The sequence below is a fragment of the Thalassotalea euphylliae genome, from assembly GCF_042682785.1.
Lineage (GTDB): Bacteria > Pseudomonadota > Gammaproteobacteria > Enterobacterales > Alteromonadaceae > Thalassotalea_F > Thalassotalea_F euphylliae.
The window spans coordinates 116,332-140,870 of the sequence record NZ_JBHUIB010000003.1 but is presented as its reverse complement, the minus strand read 5'-3'; the positions used below and the strand labels follow the sequence as shown (position 1 = coordinate 140,870).

Sequence of the window (24,539 nt, the reverse complement as noted above, 5' to 3'; positions counted from 1 at the left end):
CGTTAATTTAGTCTTTTAGTGTGGTTGAAACAGTCAATATTTGCAATGTCGGCTGAACCGAGTAGTGATAAGTAAAATAAAGAAAGTTAGGTGGCAAGTCTTTTACCTACCACCTAAATAGTTGTTGTGACTTTAATCTAAAATGCGCTTGATGTAAGGCATGACCGAGTCAATCGAGGTGCAATGGTTTGGGATAGAAACACTCTTATATCCATCCCCTATGAACGCTCTATCCACTTCAATCAAAACGCCCGTTTCTTGGCCATTATCGACGAACGTCACCTCAATCTCTTTTGCGCCAAAGAATGAGCGAGATTCTGGTTTGAATTCATACTCTTGGTAGCAGTTCAATTGCGATTGAAAACCACTGCCACGTACCTTGCCTGCTTCAATATCGACTTTAAACAAACGATAGCCACTTTGAGAAACAGCGTCTAACACTGCCAATTGCGTTGCTGAAGGTGAGATATACAGGCTGTCTTTATCTGAACCATCAATCCCCATTTTGATATCAAGTCCTGTTTGTAACCACACTTTTGAAATTTGCTGGCCAAACAATTGTGTTGCCGGCACTTCAGGGTGAAGCTGCAAAGTAAACTGTCGTGTGATCACTTCGCCGGGCTGAATAGTTAAATCAAGTGCTTGGTTCCAATGCTGTAAAACAATACTTTTATTGTAGGTAACTTCATCATCCCCTACTTCAGCTTCGGCTTTAGCTTGTGCCATTACCGCTAGTTCAATGCCATTTAACTCTTGCTCAACATCGCCGCCTTTAATCACCACTTCTACGTCAAATGATTCACCTGCGGTTAAATGGTCGCTTAGCAAGATGGTGTCAACTTTTGCCTTCCCAATGCCTACACTGGCTAATATTTTCTTTAACACCTGCTTCTCCTATTGCGTTGTGTCACTACTTCATTGTTTTCAACAATTTAAAGAGAACCACATTAAAAAGCAAAGGTTGGCAGGTGTTATTTGTGTTTCAAGGTATTTACCAGCCACCGTCGCCCGTGTAGAAAGAGCTCGACTTGGTCAGCTGGTGATTGCTGCCCTTTGCTTCAATATCAAATGCTAAATCAAGGCGCTGGTTCGCAGGTGCTTCACGGTATTCAGCGGTTAACGATATGGTTTTAAGCTCCCCTGGCAGGACGACAATATCTGATGTATTCCCCGTGAATTGAATATCTGCGTCGCTTAACAGCGTTACCTGATAGCTTGCTGGCATATTCGATTTGTTGCGTATTTTGAATACGTAGGTGTTTTCTACAGCGCCTTGTTCATTTATTCGATAAAGTGCTTGGCGATCTCGCAGTACGTTAACCTCAAAGTTCGTCCACATAGATGCCCAAATCCCCATACTGATCACGATAAGACCAATAACACCGGCATATCCAAGATGTCTTCGCCATCCGCCAATTGCCGCCTTTTCTTGAGCAAAGCTAATAAGACCTGGCGCGTAGTTGAACTTACTCATTGTCGTGTCACATGCATCAACACACAAACCGCAATTGATACATTCATACTGCAACCCTTCACGAATATCGATACCTACTGGGCATACTTGCACACATAAATCACAGTCAACACAGTCTCCTAACCCTTGAGCTTTCTCAGCATTACGCTTGCGCTTTCCACGCGATTCACCGCGTGCGGCATCATAAGTAACCAAGCTAGTAGATTTATCAAACATCGCTGACTGAAAGCGAGAGTACGGACACATGTGTTGGCACATTTTCTCGCGTATCCAGCCTGCATTGACGTAAGTACAGCCTGCGAAGAACAATACCCAACCAGCCACTAGCGCAGAGCTTTGCAGCGTAATAAACGGTAAATACAACATCTCAACAGGCACAAAGTAGGACATAAACACAAGCGCAGTAAGCAATGACAATGCTCCCCACAAGCCATGCTTTACAAGCTTTTTAACGACTTTGTCTGCCGTTAAAGGTTGGCTGTCTAACTTCTTGCTTTGATTGTGGGTGCCTTCTACCCGACGTTCAATCCAATTAAACATCAATGTCCATATTGTTTGAGGACAAGTAAATCCACACCAAACACGACCATACAGCTTAGTGACGTAAAAAAGTGAAAAAGCCGCCAGCGCAAACAACAAGCTAAATATAAATAAATCTTGTGGGAAAAGCGTATATGCAAAGAAATGCAGTTTTTGCTGTTCGACATCAAACAATACCGCTTGATGACCTTGATAGCGGAAAAATGGAATAACGATAAACATCAGCATTAGCAGCGACGATAAGTAGCGCCTAATGCGTTGAAACTGGCCAAACTGTTCACGAATATAAATTTTGTCATCAGAAACAGAGGTTTTGATGATGAGGTTTTCTTTTGAAAGATAAGACTGATTCATCGCGCTACTCCAAGCTATGCATCGCGCGAAGCAGTGTACTCGCCACAACTGTTATTAATAGATACAGTTTTTTAATTTATAATAGGTACAGATGAGTTATTTGAGCACAAAAATGTGAGACAGTTTAAGTATCAACAGCTAGCACAGTTGTTTCGAGATAACATAGAACAAGGTATCTGGTTACCACATGAAAAACTTCCTTCTATTCGTGCGCTGGCGGCAAAGTATTCACTCTCGAAAATTTCCGTTCAGCACGCGCTGCAGAGCCTTGAATCAAAGCAATTAATCGTCGCAAAGCCTAAATCTGGGTATTATGTTTTACCGAAGCAAGTTGCCTCAAACAACGACAATCAGCGCTACTCCATTGCTTCACCCAAGCAAGTCACCATGCCTGAAATTTTCTACCGCATCATGGAACAAGGCGCAGCCTTTGACATTGCCCCTAATGCCAGTGACCAAGACGAAACTAGCCAACATATAGCGACGTTGCAAAGACATTTAGGAAGAGCACTTCGTCAGTCTTCATATAAAAAAGCCATGTACTATGCCCCACCTGCTGGTTCTGACGCGCTAAGAGAACAAATAGTTCTTCACTATCAGCGACGCGGACTGTTTGTATCTGCCGATGACATTTGTATTTCTGCGGGCTGCCAAAATAGCCTTTACCTGACCTTACAAAGTCTCTGTCAGCCTGGCGATATCGTCGCGGTTGAAAGCCCTGCTTTTTATGGTGTGCTGCAATTACTGCAACATCTACACCTAAAAATTATTGAGATACCGAGCTCATACACCCAAGGGATAGACGTTGACCAACTTGAACAGGCGGCACAAAAGTGGCCGATAAAAGCCTGTATTGTGACGCCAAACTTCGCCACACCAACAGGTGCCCAAATGCCGCAAAGTCATATGAAGGCTCTCCTGCAAGTCGCTGAGCAGCATAACTTTCTTCTTTTAGAAGACGATATATATGGCGACTTAGGCTTTCAACAGTTAACCAGCCCGCTAAAAGCCTTTGACCAACATGAGCAAGTCATTCTATGTAGTTCATTTTCTAAAGCACTGTCGAGAGACTTGAGGATCGGTTGGACGATAAATAGAAAGTACGCAAAACAAATTGCACAGACCAAACTTGTTAATCAGCTATCAACCAGCCAAGCCACACAGGACGGATTAACATCCTTTTTGCAAGAAGGACATTTTGAAAGGCACCTCTACCAACGAAGGCGCCAATTACTCAAACAACGTGATCAACTGCTAGCCACAATAAAACAATATTGGCGATTTGAAGTGAGGTATACCGTACCAGATGGCGGCATAGCATTGTGGCTAACACTACCCGCGATAATAGACACGCTAGCCTTATATAAAGAAGCACTCGAGCAAAGTATTTTATTAACGCCTGGGCAGCTTTTCTCAACTGAACAAACGTTTAGTCAAAATTTGCGGCTGAGCTTTGCACATCCAATGAACAAAGAAAGGTTAGCCGCGTTTAAAACGTTAGGAAAACTGATTAAGGCCAAGCTATAAGCTTTGGCTTGCGCCTACTTTCCATTAAAGGCAAGATCAGCAGCTCTTAACTTAGCTTCGTATTCACTTGTTGAAAGGTGCCCAGCTGCTAAATCGGCCTCAGCCTTTTGATAAGCAAGGGTGTGGTCATTTTCGATTTTGGCAAGGATATAGCCATACTGGGTTTCGGTGATTTCATTTGCGAAAAACGCCGATCGTGCATTTATTTTATGCCACTGTTCTCCTTGCGGAGGCACGGGTAAACTGAAATCGCGCGCAACTAATTCTGGCAACGATGTTGTGCATTCACCTTGATGTTTTTCTTTACATGCTGCGAGGGCAATTTGCGCACAATAATGCAAAATCCAGTCTGTAGATGCCTGCACGCCATACGGATGCCAGTCAAAGCCGCTCGTGCAATGCCCAACGGTTTTTCCTTCTTGGTTGTATACAAACAACTCGCCACTCGCACAACCAGTCAGCACAAATAGTAGCGGTAAGACTTTCTTGAGCACAGTAATCTAGCCCTTTGCCAATATGCTGTCGAGCCACCGTGTAGGTAGCAGCCGCTTCAACACTGCCATCATTTTGGTAGGCACCGTGACCCGATAACGAAGTTTAGGCTTTTTACTTTCCAATGCATGAATTAATGCCCGGGTGACATCAATAGGTTCAAGCGTATATTTAGCCGTTGATGTTTCTGACTCTAAGCGATCTTTTTGTTTCATATACTCGGTATGATGAACGCTATTTTCAGCGTCGATATGTGCGTTAAAAGCTTTAAGTGCGTTCGCACGAAACTGGGTATTTATCGGACCTGGCTCAATCAAAAGCACATCGATATTCGCATCTTTTAGCTCTAATCTAAGCGTATCTGTTAACCCTTCAAGTGCGTACTTAGATGCATTATATGCGCCGCGATAAGACATCGACACAAAACCCAGTACCGAGCTACATTGCACAATACGCCCATGTCCTTGTTTTCTCATCACAGGTATAACAAGCCGCGTTAGCTCATGCCAACCAAATACATTGGTGTCAAATTGCGCCTTTAGTGCCTCTGTTGGCAGATCCTCTAACGCTCCTGGTTGTCCGTAGGCACCATTATTAAACAAGAAATCCAAGGTTCCACCGGTTTTTTCTAACACCTTATCGACGGTATTCTTAATGGTATCAAAATCGCTATAGTCCAATTGAAAAGCGTCCAACCCTTTCGAGGTTAGCAGCTCGACATCTTCAGCTTTTCTTGCTGTCGCAAACACGCGATAGCCTCGTGCATTCAAAGTAAGTGCAGCATCCAAACCAATGCCAGTTGAACACCCTGTGATAAGAATTGATTTTGTAGACATGAAGATAAATTGTTAAGCAGAGAGTGACGATAAAATAACAGATTGAATTAATTAGTAAATGAAAGCCTAGACTAAACTTGTAACGACAAATATCGAGTGTTGAAAAATAAGCACTAGACGATAAAAAGGCGCCAATAACATTATTAAACGCCTTATTAACTAACTGTTGTCTACCAAATCTACTGAGAAGATTGCGCAGTTCTATTTTGCTGTTTCTGCTCTTGTTCCCATGCCCATGTTGGCGATTTAATTAATAACTTCATTCGGTATCCAAATCCTTTGGCTTGCCATAAACGTTGAAATAATTTCACATAGCCACTAAAGAAAACTTTAACGGGATTTACACTATTGATTCGAGGGAAAACACCATAGCGCACTTCCTCTTTTTCTTCGGCAAAGGTACCAAACATTTTGTCCCAAATAATGAAGATACCTGCGTAATTCTTATCTAGGTATTGTTTGTTGGTTGCATGATGAACACGATGGTGCGATGGCGTATTGAAGATCGCCTCTATTGGTCGTGGTAATTTTTTTACCGTTTCTGTGTGCAATAGCGTTTGATACACCTGAACAATCACTTCCGCCAAGAAAATCACGAACGGATGAAAACCCAAAAGCGCCAAAGGCAGATGGAAAAACAATGGAAAGAACCAGTCCATTGGGCCATGTCGATACGCCACCGAGATATTAAAGTGTGGAGAGCTGTGATGGACAGTGTGGGTTGCCCAACCAAAGCCGTTTTGATGTAAAAAGCGATGCTCCCAGTAATACGCTAGGTCAGCTAAAACAATACAACACAAAATAGTCCACGGCGTAATTGGCAAGTCGGCCAATCTAAATTCTTCATAAACATAAAAGAATACACCAGCATAGGCGGTTGCCACTAAAGCAACAATCACAATAAATGCCCCCAGCGTAGCAAAGTTAGCAACACTGTCTCCTAGCAAGTTTTTGGTAAATTTTTTCTTGAGTACGTAACGCAACATTTCAACAACAAACAAGCCAAGCGCAATGACCAAGAACCAATCGTCAACCCAAACTTCTAACCACCAAACATCGTCAGGCGTAAATACAGTTGTTAACCAATCCATCATGATTACTCGCTTCCGTAGATAACAAACACTTCAGCACTGTCTGGTTTACTGTTACTTAAATGATGGATTTCAATAACCTTGCTAACGGGTCTGCGGTAATCAATATTTTGCCAAGCTTGAGCTAACTCAAACTCTCCGTAGCGCCCTTTATTAAGCAAAACTTCATGCGGAGTATACTGCACGTTAACTGGCTGGTGCTTACCACCAAATTCTTTAATGTCGTAACCAATCGTAATATCTGCAGTTTGATAATCGGCACTGAAGTTCTGATAAACCACATAAACCTTTTTCGGATTACGTTTTAAGTGTTGCTGAATAGAAAGCGTTGATTGAAAACGCTGCCACAGTGATGGTACTAGGCTTATGGCTTGTCGCTCAGTCAAGCCAACAAGTTTGATAGTTTCAGCTTTACGCTCGTTTGTGTAGGTCACCTTTGCATCTTGAATATCTGCGGATGACGCTTTCGAGAGCTGCTTTTCAATCACAGAGTTGACATGAGAAACCGCATTTTTAGCAGATGCAGTAACCTTTGATTGCGTGCCCTCTGCCACCAATATTTCAGCGTTTGGTTGCGCCAATGCTGTAGTCCACACCAAGCCAATAATAATGCCAGTGGTAATAAGTGAGCCAAATAATTTCATCAATACTCCCCTAAATGACGAACAATTTTTGCGCTATTGTATGACTCACAAAGTTAATTGTCAACATGACAATTAACTAGAAAAGTTCTAATAATAGCGTTGTCGCCTGCTTAAGTTTGTGAATCTCATCCACTAGGTTTAACGGTAGCAAAGATTCATACATTAGGTAGTTTGAATAACAAGTAAGTGCTACCAACTCTATTCGCTCAGGGCTTGCCTCAGGAAAGTCTTGGCTGAGCGCATCGGAAAAATGTTGGAGAAATTCCGCCATACTTTTTTGCTGATCTTGCTTAATAGCGTCTAGTCGCTTTGCTTCTGAAAACAGTGCTTCACCGATAATTGTGCTCGATATCATATCGCCAGCACGAATTGAAAACATCGAGTCTATCAGTGCTGCCGTGCGATTTTTAGCGGGTAGCCAGGCAATAACATCCTGCCATTCTTGACTATACTTTGCTGTCCAGCGAGCACTAAGCGCACAGATGATGTCGTCACGATTACCAATGTAGTGACGTAGAATTGTCCGTTTCATTTCTGCTTTTTCAGCAATGTTCTCAAGCGATGTCGCCTGAATACCTTTTTCCAAAATACATTTTTCCAAGGCATCTAGTATTTCTTCTCGGCGCTGCCCCGCCATACTCGGTCGAGCCATAGTGTTCTCTCATAGTCTTCAGTAATTGCAATATACCAAACCCATTTAAATTGTCACGTTGACAATTTATAAAAACCAAGTATAAGCTATAAATTGTCAACTTGACAATTTACTCTATTGAGGGATTGATATGAAACATACAATACTTGGCTTGATCACATTAGCCGTTATATCGGCCTGTGGCGGAAGTAGCAGTAATACAACAAAAACACCTGCACCAAGCTCTGATAAGCCAACAACAGAACAACCACCAATGGTCGAATCACCGGCTCAACAAAGTGAGTACATAGGGTTTGAATCTGCGCCAGTAAGACCTATTGCAATGGCTGAGGATAAGCAGTCGCTCTTCGTCGCAAACACGTCGAACAATTCACTTGAGTGGTTTTCGTTAAGTGAAACCGGCGATGCGTCGCATGTGCAAAGTATTCCTGTGGGTATGGAACCTGTTGCAGTGGCCGTCAAAGGAAACCAAGCTTGGGTCGTTAATCACCTGTCGGATTCAGTAAGCGTTGTAGATTTCTCGACAATGCCTGCTCGCGTTACTCGCACTTTGCTTGTCGGTGACGAACCTCGGGATATTGTGCTTGCGAGTAATCGAGCATTTATTACTACTGCACACCGAGGGCAGCAACGCCTTAACTCAGCATTAGCTGATGTGCCAGGAGCAGGTGATCCTCAATTACATACATCAGGTGTTGGTCGCGCTGATATTTGGGTGTTTGATACAACAGATCTCGGCCAAACTCTCGGTGGAAAGCCCATCAAGATAATGAATCTCTTTGGCGATACATTACGCGGACTTGCCGTATCTCAAGATGAATCCACCCTATATGCTGGCGTCTTAAATTCAGGAAACCAAACCACAGCTGTTCATGAAGCCGTGATGTGTTATGGCTATGAAGATGATGAATATGGCGCCTATCCGTGTCAGGTAATGGACGAGATTTCGAGCCCCTTCGGTTTGGAGGACGGTTATTTACCCGGCGGCAGAACCGCACCAGGTACAAATGCAGATGGCGAATACCAGCCATGGACCAGTATGATCGTGAAGTACGACTCTGCCAGTGGGCAATGGCAAGACAGCAAAGGTCGCAATTTTTCAAACGGCATCCGCTTCAATTTGCCTGATTTAGATGTCTTTGCCATAGATACCGCTTCACTAACAGAAGTTGCCGCGTATCCACATGTCGGAACTACCCTATTTAATCTTGCAACTAATCCAACAAATGGCCAGCTTTATGTTACCAATACTGACGCGAATAATGCCACACGCTTTGAGGGGCCAGGCACTTATGCGGGGTCAACGGTGCAGGGAAATATTGCAAAAAGTCAGGTGACTGTTATCAACCCTTTTCTAGGCACGGTGAAGCCTCGACATTTAAATAGGCACATAAATTATCAAACCTTAAAAACGGACACTGATGCAAGAGCGCACACGTTATCAACGCCTACACAAATGGCTGTATCAAGTGACGGTAAAACGCTGTATAGCGCTGCGCTTGGCTCTAACAAAATAGCAGTATTACCGACGATGCAATTAGAACAAGACAGCTTTTGGGATGGCGAAGGTGAAGAGTTTACACCACAAACACTGAGTCAGGCACACATCGAAGTAGCAGGTGGTCCGTCTGGTCTTATGTTGTCTGAATCGCACAACGCTCTGTATGTCTTTACTCGTTACGACAATAGCCTCGTCAAAATAGCGCTAGATACCAAACAAGAACAGCAACGTTTAACCATGGCAACGTTTGAGCCTGAGTCCTTTATGGCGGGTCGCTTTATGCTCTATGACGCCAACCGCTCTTCCAGCAATGGTGAATCTTCTTGTGCCAGCTGTCATGTGTTTGGTGACACCGATCACCTCAGTTGGAACTTAGGGAACCCTGACGGTAGTAATGGCTATAACCCACAGCCTTTTCCTACCCAAAACCTATCAGAACTCGGTTGCTTATTAGTGGGCCCAGAAGAAGCCAGTTGTCAGTTATTAGATCTGATTAATGGCAGCGGCGATGAACGAGCTTTTGCCAGTATGAAAGGCCCAATGGGTACCCAGACGCTGCGCGGTATGCAGCACCATGGACATATGCACTGGCGAGGCGACCGATCTATTGGCTATTTTGGCGATGACACAAACCAAACCCTTGATGAACGTACGTCGTTCAAAAACTTTATTGTCGCCTTTGAAGGCTTGCTTGGGATGGACATAGAGCTGCCAGCAACAAGTGAAAACGCAGAAAAATCGATGCAAGTTCAAGCACTCGAACAAGATATGGGTAAGTTTGCTGACTTTATGCTGCGCATAGCGCTGCCTCCGAATCCGATTAGAACGTTAGATAATCAATTGTCTGCATCAGCAAAACAGGGACATGACTTTTTCCATGGTACGCGTCGTTCAGACGGTGCAGCAGAAGATACACCAATAAATGGTGACAGCCCAGATGGTGTGAACTGCCAAGGTTGTCATGGTGTTGACCCTGCACAAGGCTTTTATGGTACGCGAGGTGAAATAGCACACGGCGGTGAAATTCAAATATTTAAAGTGCCTCAACTGCGTAACTTGTATACACGCGTTGGTATGTTTGGCTTACCTGACCGAGAAGGCTTTCTGCCGTCGCACACCAAGGAGCATCAAGGCGACCAAATTCGCGGTTTTGGCTTCTTGCATGATGGTGCTACCGATCAGCTCCTTAACTTCCTAAAAGGTGGCGTATTCGACAATGGTGAAACAGGCTGTCCAACCGGAGCAGACGAGCGTCATGGCTGTCACTTCAATGCAGGGACCGTTGGTATACCGGATGAGACAACGCGCCAAGGTTTAGTCGATTACATGATGGAATTTGATAATGACATTGCACCTATTGTCGGTCAGCAAATTACGGTGTCAGAGCAATCATCAGATGCTGCGCTAACTCGTGTCAATTTGTTAGAGCAACGGGCAGCAACGCCGTTTGTGTCGAAGCTATTGGGTGGCAATGTCACCGAATGTGACCTTATCGCACAAGGTGTAGTGGATGGGCAAAGCCGCCAATACTTTTATCGTCACTCAGACAATACCTATCAAGCAGACAGTAGTGCCGACGCTGCACTCTCGAAAACAGCGATGCTTGAACTTGCGCGCAATGGTACTAACAGCATCACATTTACTTGTGTGTTACCGGGTAAAGGTTGGCAAATAGCGCTGGATAGAGATCTAGACGGCACATTGAATCGAGACGAGGTGGAATAAGATGATAATGGAATTTCCTTGGAGTTACTGGCTTGGCGCGGCTCTGCTCATATGGTGGGCAGTTGATCTTATCAGTGGTGAAGTCTACTTGTGGCAACCTTACAGACGCAGTGAGCAAGCAGGCGTGTATTGGTTGACTATGGCCATTTGGGGACTTGTTGCGCTGAGTTGCTTTATATACCCCCATTGGCAATTCTAACGGAGGCAATATGAATCAGATACTCCCCGTAGAAAGCTATACCAGCACTGATTACTTTGCGCTGGAACAAACCCATATTTTTACCCAAAGTTGGACATTTGCGGGTCTTACCGAAGATCTATCAGCATCAGGTGATTACTTAACAGTCCAAGCGGGTTTAGCCAACATTGTCGTACTAAAAAACGAAGATGGAGCATTGGTTGCCTACCATAACCGCTGCCGTCACCGTGGTATGCAATTAGTGGATGGCAAAGGCAGTGGCGTAAAGCGCCTAACTTGCCCTTATCATGATTGGTCTTACGGTATCGATGGCACGTTAAAAAGTTTACCTAAGCAAAAGCAAGAGTTTCGTCAAATTGACAAGTCTTGTTATAGCCTGCAAAAAGCTGCTGTTGGAACGTGGCGAGGCATGATTTGGGTAAATCCAAATATTGATGCTGAGCCTGTTCAGCAATGGTTTTCGCCAATGAACCAGCATATTGCCCCCTATAACGTTGACGATTTAGTTGAAGCTACCTCAGACCGTGAAAATTTTATCATTCACGCAAACTGGAAGTTGGTGGTGGAGAATTATATCGATCACTATCATTTAGCCCAGTTGCACAGCGGCACACTGAACATGTATGCGCATAACAAAGCGTCGTTTGGCTTTGCTGAACGTCACTTTCACTTTTGGGAGCCGTTAACAGACGAATATCGCGATAACTTATCGCAGTTTTCACCGCTCCCACTGCTGATGTCGCAGGAAGATGAAAAACTGGGTGCGTATGTGCCGATGCTCTTTCCTGCAATCGGTTTAGTGGAATCTGAGTCAACATGGACAGTGTTCAATGTGATTCCAGAAGCACCTGATAGAACGCGAGTAGAAACACGCACCAAAGTAAAAAACTGCTCAACAATACGCTACGTTTCTCAAGCCGCAAAATCCTATTCATTTTGGCAGCAACGAACTCGTCAAAAAGACAGAAAACTCGACAAATCACACCCTTTAGGAAGCGCAGACTTTATGCAGGAAGATATTTACGTATGTGAGAGCATACAGAAAGCGATGCGCAGTCCATACTTTTCAACGGGGCCAACCGCCGAATATGGAGAATCGCCGATAAGGCAGTTCAGGCAACAAATACATCAGATAATAAAAGAGCGTCAGTAAACACTGACGCTCTTTTCCAAATATCAAAATATCAACGTATCGGCTTGCACTCGCGCGCCCTAACACGCACTAACCTCTTATGATGGGGACGGACTATATAGCACCACTTGATAGCGATACGATTTATCAGAGAGAATAAACGCATCATGGACACTTGGACTCCACGAATCATCACCGCCTATCCCCATGTGCTTATGGTCAATGCAAATGTGTACATCACCAGTTTCTGCCAAGTCATTGGTATGTTTAGCTTCCACCAATTGTTGCAGCCCATACTGGCTGACATTAAAGTGGAACTCCCCTTCAACAACCAATGGGTTTAACACCAATTTCTGTGTATTTGATCGCAAGCCATTTTCTGTTGGGAAAATATAGTCGGTATGCATTTCTTTTAGCGGTAATTGAAAGTCACCGAAGCGCGCAGCACTCAGTCTATCAGGATAGTTTTCATGCGGCCCTAACCCTAACCAGTTTACCATTTGCCCACTATCCTTGATGCCCATGGTTAGACCTATTCGCGGTAAAGGTGGTAAGTGTTCTGCAAGTTCAACTTCAACGCAAAGTTCAAGCTTTCCATCTGTGCCAATTTCATAACGCCAATAGGTTTGTGCAACCGTTCGACCTTCATACTGATAGTCAAACATCGCAACAACTGTCGCCTTAGCTGCTTTAGCGTCCACAGATAAAGGTTCTGCGTTAAGCGAAACTAGCGTCTGTTGCCACTGGCCTACCCCAGCAGCCTGCCAACGGGACACCCAGGCGTTCGGGTCAACATTGTCAGCCTCACTGGTGCCAATATCATTGTCTAGTGGTGCGCGATAAAAATTATCGACTAATGGCGCGGTTAATACCTGAAGCCCTGACGCTTGCCAGTCAACAAGTAAGCCCGACGCTTTGCTCCATTCGAAGCGATTGTCATTTGCTTCTACAACAAGATATTTGTCGTTTTCACTGATTTGCACGGTTGCTTTAGCAGTTTGAGCAGTTTGCTGAGACCGTTTTACCGCCATTAAACCGAGCTCATTACTGACATTTAACTGCTCTGTCGCATAACTATGCCCAGCTGTCGCATAGGCCGTTTCATCAATAGCGACAACCGCAAGATTTAAATGATAGATGTTGCCAGCTGATGCTTCATACTCCCCTTCAATCGACACGAGCTGTGTATTGTTCGCTTCGATATTTAACACAACATCGCCAGACAACACCGGTTTACCATTTTCAAGTAACTGCCACGTCAAACGTTCGTTATCACATGCTTTGAACAAGTACTCACTTGTTACCTCAATTGCGGCCTTTATACCTTGGTCATCAATTGTCGATTGAAGCGATTTAAACTGGAAAAACTGCTGGCAGTATTTAGCCTCATATAACGATGGATGTGGTGTGCGGTCAGGAAACAACAGACCATTAATACAAAACTGACGGTCATTTTGTGTGTCACCAAAATCACCACCGTATGCCCAAAAATGTTGACCATCGTCATCAACTTTTGACAAGCCTTGATCAACCCAATCCCAAATAAACCCGCCTTGCAAACGAGGATATTCGCGAAACGCCTGCCAATAATCGGCAAAACTACCAAGGCTATTACCCATAGCATGGGCGTATTCACATAAAATGAGTGGCCTTTGTTCTTGTGGCAATGACACCCATTTTTTAATCGACCATTTCGGCACCGCCTCAAATGGCTGGTCTACATCAACACGGGCATACATGGGACAAATAATATCTGTAGCTGAAGTAGCAGAACCGCCCCCTTCGTACTGCACTGGACGAGAAGGGTCAAAATCTTTTGACCATGCGTACATGGCATCATGGCTACTGCCGTGGCCAGACTCATTACCGAGCGACCAAATGATGACCGACGCATGATTCTTATCACGCTCCACCATTTGACTATAGCGACTCACAAAAGCTGGCATCCATAGCGGATCGCTAGCAAGGCGCCCCATAGGGAACATGCCATGAGTCTCAATATTGGCCTCATCACACACGTATAAACCGTATTCGTCACACAGTTCATAGAAACGCGGATGATTTGGATAATGCGCCGTTCGAACCGCGTTAAAGTTGTTCTGTTTGAGCAATTTGATATCGCGAATCATGTCTTGCTCAGTAACGACGTGTCCTAGTTCTGGGTGATGTTCATGACGATTCACGCCTCGTATAAGCAGTGCCTGACCGTTTACACATAGTTGACCGTCAATCATCTCAATGACCCTAAAACCTATATCGTAAGCTTCAACGTCAACAACAGATTCTTCATCGTTTACTAACGACACCACCAACCGATATAAATAAGGTGTTTCTGCGCTCCACTGCTTAGGCGATTCAATGTTGAGCGTTTGAAAACAGACATCTGCCCAACCACCTTTTTCATCAACTACCTTGTCGTCCAGCTTACCTACAGCAGCTGGTGATACGGGTGTTTGGCCGTCGAACAGTTGGATATGAATTTTATAATCAACTGGTGCGTTGACTCTAGTTTTAACGTTAAGTTGTCCGTCTTTGTAGCATGCATCTAGTGAAGGTGTCGCAAAGACATCTTGGATATGGTGTTGAGGCTTAGACAGTAAATAGACATCACGGAAAATACCGCTCATCCACCACATATCTTGATCTTCTAAGTAGCTGCCGTCGCTCCAACGAATCACCATCACAGCGATATCATTTCTGCCACATTGAAGGAAAGGTGATACATTAAATTCGCTCGGCAAACGGCTATCTTGCGAATAGCCAACATAATAGCCATTACACCATAGGTGAAACGCCGAGTTCACACCGTCAAATACGATATGGTTACACTGGCTTAGCGTATCTTCATCAACATCAAAACAGGTGTGATAACAGCCTGTTGGATTTTCCACAGGCACATAAGGCGGGTTAACCTCAAAGGGGTATTTCACATTGCAATAAATCGGCTTATCAACACCGTGTAGTTGCCAATTCGCAGGTACGGGCATTGTGCGCCAGTTGTCACCTTCGGGTTCAAAGCCTACTTGGATGAAGTCGTCTGTCACCGACTCTGGCTTATCAAACAACTGAAAATTCCAGTCACCGTTTAGCAATCTTCGCTGGCTATTTTGCTTAGTCAGTGCCTCTTCAATACTTTTATAGCCGTTTAACGGGCTATGTGCCCTAACTTGATTAACCTGAAAGCAGAGCTGGTTTTCCCAATCTCTTCTTGCAACAACATCTTTAATCCCGATCATGCAGTTTGCTCACTGTTTTGCCTGCTTGCTTTCTTGCTTATTTGGCTTGGTATTTAGCGCTAATAATCGCTGATATACCGGTGTTTTTTCAAGCGGCACTTAATTGTATGACTAATACTATAAATATTAACCTGAGGTTTACGGTGAGACCAGAATTAATTTCCGATACTGCTATTCAAGACTATGCTAAATGAACCACAATCCTAGAATAAACAGAGGACATGTAAATGAGTAAACTGACCATTGTCGCTAATATCAAGGCACATGAAAGTAAAATTGACTTGGTAAAAGCAGAGCTTCTCAAGCTCATCGACGTTACCCGTGCAGAGGCAGGCTGTATAAACTATGACTTGCATCAAGATAACGAAAACCCTGCTCATTTTCTGTTTTATGAGAACTGGGAGTCGCGTGAACTGTGGCAAACACACATGAACAACAAACACCTGGCCGACTACTTAGTCGCTGTTGAAGGTGCGGTTGATGAATTTACCTTGAACGAGATGACACATATTGCATAAGTCGTTGAATTTAAAAATCGTTACACTTTATTTGTCTTAATTATTTCGGAGGATGCTGGGCATTTTTTGACGCATACGATATAAAAGTCATCAGGTGCCCATAGACTTTTAGATTTCAGTCGGTATTATTTGCCACTTTTTCCGCCACAATGCGTGATGATGAGATTTTTTCTACTTACACTGCTTGCCCTACTTTCACCATCAGTTTTTGCTGATACGAGTGAGCAGTTCCTTAACAAGTTTAAACGACAAGTTGGCGTTCAACTTTATAACAAAAATATTCCGGGTGGCGCCTACGCCATTATCAAAAATAACAAAGTTATCGATATTCAAACCTTCGGTTACCTTGATACAAAGAAGAAGCAAAAAGTCACGCCAGACACTGTTTTTCGCCTTGCCTCGGTATCCAAGCCATTTGCAGCCACTATTGCAACCATGCTGGCGCACGAGAAGGTGTTAAACCTTGAAGATCCAATCACTAAATATGTGCCTCACTTTAATTTAGCCACACAAAATGCTGCAAAGAAAATTAAAGTAAAACACGTCATGAGCCACACCACAGGCTTAATGCCAAATGCTTACGACAACCTACTACATGAAAACTGGAGTATGGAAAAAGTCATTAAGCGTTTTGACCGTGTTACCCCTATTTGCCAACCAGAAAAATGCTACGGCTATCAAAACATTGCGTATGGCTTTTTAGAGCCCGCAATAGAGCAAAGCCAAGCGAAAAGTTATGAAGATTTACTTGAGCAACGTCTATTTACGCCGCTAAAAATGGATAATGCGTCTGTTGGCTTGGCACAATTTAAAGAAGAGAAAAATAGTGCCAAACCACATGTGTTGATTAATCGCATCAAGACAGGGAAAAAAGACAGAAATGGTAAGGCGGTTACTCGTTTGGTGTGGAAAACCGTCAAAGTCGACCCAGATTTTTACAAAGTCCCAACTGCAGCAGGTATCAACGCCAGCATTACCGATTTAAGCAAGTGGCTTATCGCCAACTTAGGACACGCGCCAAAAGTCATCACGCCTGCAGTTTTGGCAGATATGACTACACCGCGTATTCGCACGCGAAAAGACCTTCGCCGAAAGTACTGGCGCAAGCATTTAGAAGATGCTCACTACGGTTACGGCTGGCGCATATACCAATTTGAAGACTACCCTATCGTCTATCACTCAGGTTGGGTTGAGGGATACCGTGCAGATATCGGCTACTCGCCGACTCTGGGTATAGGTTTTGCCATGCTGATTAATGCGGAATCAAACACCATAAATCGAATCTCCAGTGACTTTTGGTCTCAGGCGTACAAGCTAGCACCAGAGAAGCGAATTAAGTCTTAATGTAATCACATCCCAATTGTTCAATAGTAAAAAGCCGCTTTTAAAAGCGGCTTTTTACTTGCTAAATTTAATACTAGCTAGCTTCTTTATCCCGTATAACGGAAACCAAAAGCGCAGGCAAAAACGTTAAGCTCAATAACGTCGACACGACAATACCGCTCAACACGATTACCCCTACCCCACGGTATAGCTCTGTACCTTCACCCGGAATTAACACTAGGGGCGCTAAGCCAAATATCGTCGTCGCTGTCGACATTAAAATCGGCTTTAACCGCTTAGCAACAGACTCTAATACCGCGTCTTTAACCTTCATACCTTCTAGGACAAATCGACGTGTCTGATCGACAATAAGAATTGGGTTATTCACTACTGTGCCCAGTAATATGAGGAATCCTAGCATGGTGATCATATCGAACGGCTGATGGTAGGCTGCCATCCCCAAGCTAGCGAGCAAGCCATTAATGCCATTAACCAACACTAGGCCTAGTAATCCACCTGCCATACCTAGTGGCACAGTCGCTAATATAAACAATGGATAACGCCAATGTGAAAATATGGCGACAAGTAATAAGTAACTCAGCACAAGCGCAATAATAAAGTTACCAGATAGAGATGCTTTAGTCGCTTCCAACTGATCAGCAGCACCACTGATACTAACATTAATACCCTGAGCAATTTTGCCTTCTCGCCACAATGCTGGCAGTAACTCTTCACGCACGGCTTGCTCAGCAGTTTCTAGTGCAACATCTCGTGGTGGAATGATGTAAACCGTCACGGTTCGATTACCGTCAACACGGCGAATTGAGTTGCTATTTTTGCTTTCAACTAAATCAGCCATAGCGTGCAATGGTAATACTTGTCCTTGCGGTGTCACCATCGGCGTAGAAGCCAGCTCAGATAAGTTTTGTTCATTACCTTGGCCGCTAAACATAAAGATATCGACTTTATCGTCATCAAGAATAAACTCGTCGACATAAGCACCATCACTCATGGCGGCGACTGCATAGCCAAAATCATTATTGTTAATACCGAGTTCGGCTAATCGTTGCCAACGCGGTTTTATCTCAATCAACGGTTGATCGAGGGTTAATGAATTAGGTTCTGAATTAATCTGCGGATTGTCAAAAAGCTTATTCGCTTGCTGATATACAGCATCTGCAGCCGTGTAAAGTTCAGTGATGTCACTGCCGGCGATATCGACGGCTACCGCACGAGTACCGCCATCGTTACTGGAAATGATAGAGCCCCGTGCAGAGAATGCACGCATATCCGGGTAGCTTCTGAATTTCTCTGTGATTGCCGTCATCATCTGGTTTATGTTGGCAGGGTCAACCGGCGCACTTAAAAACCAAATGCGGCCAACCGACACCGACATAGAATAATATTCCAATGGCGGCATATTGGTTTTGCCAGCGACGAAGTCAGCCTTATCAGCTTCGACAAACGCATCAAAGTAGGTGCGAAGTTCTGCACCTATTTTCTTCATTTCAGACAAGTTGTAACTGGGCGGTGCAATCATCATTGAGAAAGCTTTAGGCTCTTCCCCTTCCGGCAAGTATTCTGCTGCTGGCATCAACGAATAAGCCGCACCTAAAATCGCCACGAAAAAGATTAAGGTTGCTGCACGCGCTTGTGCTTTAGAGCGGGTGAAATACGCCGCAAGCCCTAACCACTTTTTCGACAAAGTAAACTGCTTGCCTTGCTTTAAATCTTCTTTCTTACCCAGGCGTGCTAATGCGACAGGTACAACAAAAATGGCGACTAACATTGACGCTATAATGGCGCCAGAAATGGCAATGGCGATGTCAGAATAAAGTTGACCTGCTTCTTGCTCGACAAAAAGAATTGGCGCAAAGACAAGTACAGTAGTCGCAGTTGATGCCAATACTGCAGGCCACACGTCGGTTACGCCATTAATGGCCGCTTGAATCTTCGATACGCCTTGTCGTTTAGCTTGCACAATAGCTTCTAGCACCACGATAGTGTTATCAACCGTCATACCGATGGCAAACGCGACACCCGCTAGGGAAATCACATTAATGGTTCTGCCAAACATCATCAGCGCCATAAACGCGGCAATAGTACATAGTGGAATACCAATAACACCAACCAATGTAGCTTTACCTGAGCGCAAAAAGAAGTACATCACCAGTGTGGCAAGCAAGGCGCCAAGGCCTAAGTTAAACCAGACATTTTCAAGAGAGCTTTTAACGTACTTTACGTCGTCGCTTGTCAGCATAAGCTCTAAGCCGTTTTGCACGAGCAGCTCTTGGTTAATTTGCTCTACAACGGGCAGAATACCCTCTTTTATCGCAAGTACATTGGAGCCACTTTCACGGCGCACAGAGAGGCTTATTGAACGTTCACCGTCTTTGAACGACAAGCCCCGCGTTTCAAAATGATCTAGCGTCACTGTTGCTACATCTTTGAGTAAAATATTAGCCTCGTCTTGTCGACTAATAATTAAATTTTCTAGCTCGGGTAAATGCTCGAAACGGCCGATAACACGGAGTAAGTATCGGCTTTTACCACTTTCAATATCACCAGCCGATGTATCTTTGTTGCGATTACGAATAGCCGTTCTTAGTTGCGCTAAACTGATACCACGTTTTGCTAGGCGTGCTGCATCTACCTTAATTTGGATCTGGCGCTGCGCACCGCCGCCGACACCGACCTCAGAGACACCCGGCACACTCTCCATTCTGGGGCGAATATAATCGTCTGCGTAATCTCGTAATAGATCAACATCTAAGCCTAGAGGGTTTCCTGCTTGTGGCTTTAAGACAAAATACATAAAGGCGTTGCCTGAGAATGAACTTGAAATTAATCGCGGTTGATCAACATTTTCGGGATATGCAGGAACTTGGCTTAGTGCATTGTTGACGCGTATCAAGGCGTCGTTAGGATCTACGCCAAATGGGAATTCTAGCTGAATTGATGCTTCACCCATTTCGGCATAGGAAACCATGCGCTTTAGGTTCGACAAGCTACGTAAATAACGCTCTTGCTCAATCAGAATCTCTTTTTCAACATCTTGCGGTGTTGCGCCAGGCCAACCTGTTTGTACGGTAATGGTCCGCACTTCCAAGTCAGGTATCATCTGAACAGGAATATTCAACGCCGCCACAATACCCAAAATTGTGCTTATCAGCACGGCTACCGCGACGAGAATGCCACGATGAACAGCTGCTGAAATCATGGGCGCACTCCACTTGTGCTATTCACTTTTACGGCTTCATCCTGTTTAAGCAATGCCACACCCGTTGTCACTAAAGGCAATTGCGACGGTGCACCAGTAATGGCGACAAAACCGCTCTTCTGATCAACAACATTGACCACATAGCGCTTAGCTTTATTCGCTTCTACTGCAAAAATACTGCGCCCACCATCAGGGTGCTCTTTTAAAGCTGATTTAGGTATCCAGACAATTTGCTGTTCGCTGCCAGGCATCTCAACGTCTACACGCACTGACACACCAGCGATTAATTGCGTATCGCGCGGAAGATCAACATAGCCAGTTAATGTTCGGCTCATGCCACTGGCAACACGAACAACTTGAGTGAGCACTGAGGTAATACTGTCACTCGTACCAAAATCAGGCGTCAGGGTAACTGGAATATTGTCTTTCCCGCGCAGCCGACCAAAATACTCTTGAGGAATAGCCACGCTAACCCTCAGTTGCTCTTCTGAAACAAGGTTCAACACTTTTGTTTGCTGTGTCACCCATTCGCCAAGGTCTACACTGCGCTGTGCGATAACGCCTGTAAAAGGTGCATATAGCGAGTGGCGAGCCAGGACTTCTCGCTCTAAATCCAGCTCTGCTTGCGCTCGTAGCAACTGTGCTTCAGCTGTAGCAACACCCGCTTTACGCTCCCCCATTAAGGTTTCTGCGACCAGCTGACGCTTAGATAGTGTAATAACTTCTTGATACAAACGCTCAGCTTCAGCTTTCGCAACCTGCGCAGCAACTAATGCCGCTTCCGCTTGCGCAACGTTGAGCACCGCAAGTTTATTATCGAGAGCCAATAGCTTTTGCCCCTGCTCTACATGATCACCAGCTTCGACATACAAACTTGCAACAACACCAGACTCCAATGGCGCTAGTTCAGCATTTTGTTTTGCTTCAACAGTACCCGTCAGCGTTAGCAGTTCTGCACTTTGTTCCACTTCAGGGTAAACCACGTCTACTTCAGTAAGCGCTTGCGCTATCGCGGTTAAATGATAGAAAACACCCAGCGATAATACGCCTAGTGAAAAGAAAATGTTTGAACGCATAATTTTCTCAAATGATTATTATTATCAACTGTATGAAATATACAGCACTTTTTACTATCAGTCAGTATGGCACGTGATAGGTATAATAAATGTCAGGCGTGCTTTTGTTTTGATGAACGTTGTGAGATTTAATAAAAAAGCCTACTCGCTAAAGCGAGGTTTATTGTTCGGCTTCCGGAGGTAACAAAAAGACGCCGCGCTTAAACGCATCAAGGGTTTTAAACGCGATTTCTTCATCACTTAACGACAATCGATGTTTTTTGCTGAAGCCAAAGTAGGTTTCTTTAGCCCGAAGTTCGTACAAAGAAATAGGAGATATTTTCAATTCTGCTTTTTTGATATCTGTTATGTGTGAATCTAGTACCTGTTGGCTAGCCATAATTAAATCGATTCGCTCTTTCAATATCAGTGAAAAACCAACACGTTCACTTTGAATAGACACTTTATTTAATGTGTCGTCATTATCAAATTTATAAAAGTAAGTTGAACCGCGCGGTATACCTATGATTTTGCCTCTAAAGTCGTCGTACTTTTCGATTGTGATATCTTTTTTAGTAATCACGTTTAATTCATCCGCCATTTTAAATGGCGCCCAAAATGCAAAAGCTTTGCGCTCTTCAGTGATATTCAAACCAGCAACCACATCAACTTCACCAGATTTAAGCATGGCAACACAACGAGCGAAGTTAGGTGAACGAACATAAACGAGATTTCTATCGAGAATTTTAGCGAGTGTTTGGAGTGCAGCAATATGGGTGCCGTACGGCACTTCTGCCAAGTACTGATAAGGGGGGTGATCATCAATACAAGCGACAATATCTTCTTGTTTTGCTTGCGCTGACGCGACCAAAATAAAGAACGAGAGTAGACATAAAACACTAAACTTCATACTAGCAAGATAGCTAAAACTTCCAATTCTGTAAATAGTCACTCATCGACAAAACCCTGCGACTTAGCTATTTGTTATCACTTACTTTATTCCTGTCAGTAACATTGAAATCAAAAGTAAACGCTTTTTAACAAAACGCAGATAACAAAAGAGGGCTGCAATAGCCCTCTTTTTCATTTACTTTGAATCTAGTAAGACTACTCAAACTTACTTTCGTAGCCTTTAGGCGGCGGTGTCCAGCCACGCTCATCGCTATGATGTTTATCCATACGATCTTTCTTCATTGCCTCTTTGATCGTATCCTCTAACTGTATGAAAAGTTTCTGATAACTCGGGTCGAACTGTTGCCCTTCACTACCACCTTTCCATTGTTCATATAAATGTTCAGATGCTTCATGTTCAGTTTTACAGAAGGTTTGACGCTTTTGCTCCACTTGGAATGGGTGAAACCCTAGCTCCTGCATTGCTTTAGCGCCAAGCTCCAATGCGGAGAAGTATGTTTCATTGACAATTTCATCTGCGCCAGCCTCTCTGAGTTCATAGCTGTGGCCTTTATCAAATGCTCTCGCTAATATTTTCACATGTGGATAGGTGTGCTTAACGTAATGCGTTAACTCTTTCGCCGCTTCTCGATTATCAATAGCAACGACTAACATGGCAGCCTCTTCAATACCTGCGGTATGCAAAAGTTCTGGTCGAGTGGCATCACCAAAATAGGTTTTGATGTTTATTTTTCGTAGGTTCTCAACCTGCGAAGCCTCATGGTCGAGTACTACGGTGTGCACACCATTAGCCACGAGCAGACGATTTACAATTTGTCCAAATCGACCAACACCAGCAATGATTACCTGACCTTTTTCCTCTATGTTATCAAACTCTTTTTCCCCTTCACCTTGCTGGTAACGAGGGATGATAACCTTTTCATAGAAGATAAATAATAGTGGCGTAAGGAACATGGAAATCGCCACGACTAACTGCAAAATCGCAATAATGTCGTTTGGAATAACGTGGTTTTGAACACTAAAACTCAATAGCACAAAACCAAATTCACCGGCTTGGGCCAAGCTCAGCGCAAATAGCCAGCGGTTACTGTTTTTAATTTTGAAGATAACTGCTAAGAACCACAGTATGCCTGCTTTACCTATCATGACAGCGAGAGTAAGCATGACAATCAAGCCAGCGTTTTCAGACAGTGTACTAAAGTTTATACCTGCACCCACTGTGATAAAGAATAAGCCAAGCAGTAATCCTTTGAACGGTTCAATGTTGGATTCGAGTTCATGTCTAAACTCACTGTTAGCCAGAACAACACCTGCTAGGAAAGTTCCAAGTGCGGGAGACAAGCCAACCAAGCCCATCAATGCTGCAATACCAATCACTAACAGCAAGGCCATGGCGACAAATATCTCACGTAAGCCAGAGCTTGCGACGTAATGAAACAGTGGACGACTTAAGAAGTGACCTAGCACAATAACACCCGATATGCTGCCTAAAATGGCTAATGCATAGCCCCAAGTTGGTAACCCTGCAACTAGGCTCAATTCTTCATGATGTTCAGCTGCGGCTTGCATACTCTTTGCAGCTTCAACCAATTCAGGTAATGCCAGCATAGGCATAAAAGCAAGCATAGGAATAACGGCTATATCTTGCATTAACAATACAGAAAACGCATTGTTGCCCCCTTCGGTTTTCGTTAACCCCTTTTCATTAAAGGTTTGAAGCACAATAGCGGTAGACGAAAGAGAGAAGATAAGGCCAATCGCTAACGCAACGCTAAACGGCTGATTGAAAAGTAAAGCAACGCCGGTGATTAACAATGTCGTCAACCCAACTTGCATACCGCCTAAACCCAATAGCCGATTACGCATTTGCCACAGCATTTTGGGTTCAAGCTCAAGGCCAACCAAAAACAACATCATAACGACGCCAAATTCAGCAAAGTGTTGAATGGTGACTGTTTCCGCGCCGACAAAGCCTGCAACAGGGCCTATAATAACGCCTGCAATCAAATAACCTAATACGCTACCTAAACCCAGTTTTTTCGCTAAAGGAACAGCAATGACCGCTGCAGCTAAGTAAATAAATGCTTGCACAAAATAAAGGGTCATGG

Annotated in this window: 18 protein-coding genes; 6 read left to right on the top strand and 12 right to left on the bottom strand. The window is 44.0% G+C overall.

Annotation, left to right across the window (positions count from 1 at the left end; genetic code table 11):
- Positions 1–132 precede the first annotated feature (132 nt).
- Entirely contained in the window at positions 133–885 is a 753-nt protein-coding gene (locus ACFSJY_RS07780; protein WP_386032973.1) for a sporulation protein, read from the bottom strand.
- Between the two features lie 106 nt (positions 886–991).
- Positions 992–2,368: a cytochrome c oxidase accessory protein CcoG gene (ccoG, locus tag ACFSJY_RS07775; RefSeq protein ID WP_386032971.1), complete on the bottom strand. Its 1,377-nt coding sequence runs from the start codon at positions 2,366–2,368 to the stop codon at positions 992–994.
- Positions 2,369–2,482: 114 nt separating this feature from the next.
- On the opposite strand from ccoG, the gene ACFSJY_RS07770 reads away from it, so the two are divergent.
- Positions 2,483–3,895 (top strand): aminotransferase-like domain-containing protein, encoded by a 1,413-nt coding sequence (locus tag ACFSJY_RS07770; RefSeq protein ID WP_386032969.1) that lies wholly within the window; start codon positions 2,483–2,485, stop codon positions 3,893–3,895.
- A 14-nt stretch (positions 3,896–3,909) separates the two neighbouring features.
- Here ACFSJY_RS07770 and ACFSJY_RS07765 read toward each other — a convergent pair whose 3' ends face one another.
- The 5 genes from ACFSJY_RS07765 to ACFSJY_RS07745 form a co-directional block, all read right to left on the bottom strand.
- Entirely contained in the window at positions 3,910–4,389 is a 480-nt protein-coding gene (locus tag ACFSJY_RS07765) for a hypothetical protein (RefSeq protein WP_386032967.1), read from the bottom strand.
- A 6-nt stretch (positions 4,390–4,395) separates the two neighbouring features.
- Entirely contained in the window at positions 4,396–5,223 is an 828-nt protein-coding gene (locus ACFSJY_RS07760) for an SDR family oxidoreductase (protein WP_386032965.1), read from the bottom strand.
- A gap of 179 nt (positions 5,224–5,402) precedes the next feature.
- Entirely contained in the window at positions 5,403–6,317 is a 915-nt protein-coding gene (locus ACFSJY_RS07755) for a sterol desaturase family protein (RefSeq protein WP_386032963.1), read from the bottom strand.
- A 2-nt stretch (positions 6,318–6,319) separates the two neighbouring features.
- Entirely contained in the window at positions 6,320–6,958 is a 639-nt protein-coding gene (locus ACFSJY_RS07750) for a hypothetical protein (protein WP_386032961.1), read from the bottom strand.
- A 76-nt stretch (positions 6,959–7,034) separates the two neighbouring features.
- On the bottom strand, positions 7,035–7,610 hold the full coding sequence (locus ACFSJY_RS07745; RefSeq protein ID WP_386032959.1) for a TetR/AcrR family transcriptional regulator: 576 nt from the start codon (positions 7,608–7,610) through the stop codon (positions 7,035–7,037).
- Positions 7,611–7,740: 130 nt separating this feature from the next.
- On the opposite strand from ACFSJY_RS07745, the gene ACFSJY_RS07740 reads away from it, so the two are divergent.
- Genes ACFSJY_RS07740 through ACFSJY_RS07730 form a run of 3 tightly spaced genes read left to right on the top strand, consistent with a single transcriptional unit; the run spans position 7,741 to position 12,188 of the window.
- Positions 7,741–10,836, top strand: coding sequence for a YncE family protein (locus ACFSJY_RS07740; RefSeq protein ID WP_386032957.1), 3,096 nt, complete (start codon positions 7,741–7,743; stop codon positions 10,834–10,836).
- Positions 10,837–10,843: 7 nt separating this feature from the next.
- Positions 10,844–11,035 carry a hypothetical protein gene (locus tag ACFSJY_RS07735; protein WP_386032955.1) on the top strand — a complete coding sequence of 64 codons (192 nt, stop codon included), beginning with the start codon at positions 10,844–10,846 and terminating at the stop codon, positions 11,033–11,035.
- 10 nt (positions 11,036–11,045) lie between these two features.
- Positions 11,046–12,188: an aromatic ring-hydroxylating oxygenase subunit alpha gene (locus tag ACFSJY_RS07730; RefSeq protein ID WP_386032953.1), complete on the top strand. Its 1,143-nt coding sequence runs from the start codon at positions 11,046–11,048 to the stop codon at positions 12,186–12,188.
- A 77-nt stretch (positions 12,189–12,265) separates the two neighbouring features.
- On the opposite strand, the gene ACFSJY_RS07725 is transcribed toward ACFSJY_RS07730, so the two are convergent.
- Entirely contained in the window at positions 12,266–15,403 is a 3,138-nt protein-coding gene (locus tag ACFSJY_RS07725) for a beta-galactosidase (protein ID WP_386032951.1), read from the bottom strand.
- Positions 15,404–15,630: 227 nt separating this feature from the next.
- Between ACFSJY_RS07725 and ACFSJY_RS07720 the strand changes: the two genes are divergently transcribed.
- Both ACFSJY_RS07720 and ACFSJY_RS07715 read left to right on the top strand, forming a co-directional pair.
- On the top strand, positions 15,631–15,921 hold the full coding sequence (locus ACFSJY_RS07720; protein ID WP_386032949.1) for a putative quinol monooxygenase: 291 nt from the start codon (positions 15,631–15,633) through the stop codon (positions 15,919–15,921).
- Positions 15,922–16,077: 156 nt separating this feature from the next.
- Positions 16,078–17,265 carry a serine hydrolase domain-containing protein gene (locus ACFSJY_RS07715; RefSeq protein WP_386032947.1) on the top strand — a complete coding sequence of 396 codons (1,188 nt, stop codon included), beginning with the start codon at positions 16,078–16,080 and terminating at the stop codon, positions 17,263–17,265.
- A gap of 73 nt (positions 17,266–17,338) precedes the next feature.
- Here ACFSJY_RS07715 and ACFSJY_RS07710 read toward each other — a convergent pair whose 3' ends face one another.
- The 4 genes from ACFSJY_RS07710 to ACFSJY_RS07695 form a co-directional block, all read right to left on the bottom strand.
- Positions 17,339–20,464, bottom strand: a complete 3,126-nt coding sequence (locus ACFSJY_RS07710) for an efflux RND transporter permease subunit (protein WP_386032945.1) — start codon at positions 20,462–20,464, stop codon at positions 17,339–17,341.
- Positions 20,461–21,540 (bottom strand): efflux RND transporter periplasmic adaptor subunit, encoded by a 1,080-nt coding sequence (locus ACFSJY_RS07705; RefSeq protein WP_386032943.1) that lies wholly within the window; start codon positions 21,538–21,540, stop codon positions 20,461–20,463. The genes ACFSJY_RS07710 and ACFSJY_RS07705 overlap by 4 nt, the downstream gene beginning before the upstream one ends.
- A 160-nt stretch (positions 21,541–21,700) precedes the next feature.
- Positions 21,701–22,429, bottom strand: coding sequence for a substrate-binding periplasmic protein (locus tag ACFSJY_RS07700; RefSeq protein WP_386032941.1), 729 nt, complete (start codon positions 22,427–22,429; stop codon positions 21,701–21,703).
- 197 nt (positions 22,430–22,626) lie between these two features.
- On the bottom strand, positions 22,627–24,537 hold the full coding sequence (locus ACFSJY_RS07695; RefSeq protein WP_386032939.1) for a cation:proton antiporter domain-containing protein: 1,911 nt from the start codon (positions 24,535–24,537) through the stop codon (positions 22,627–22,629).
- Between the last annotated feature and the right edge of the window lie 2 nt (positions 24,538–24,539).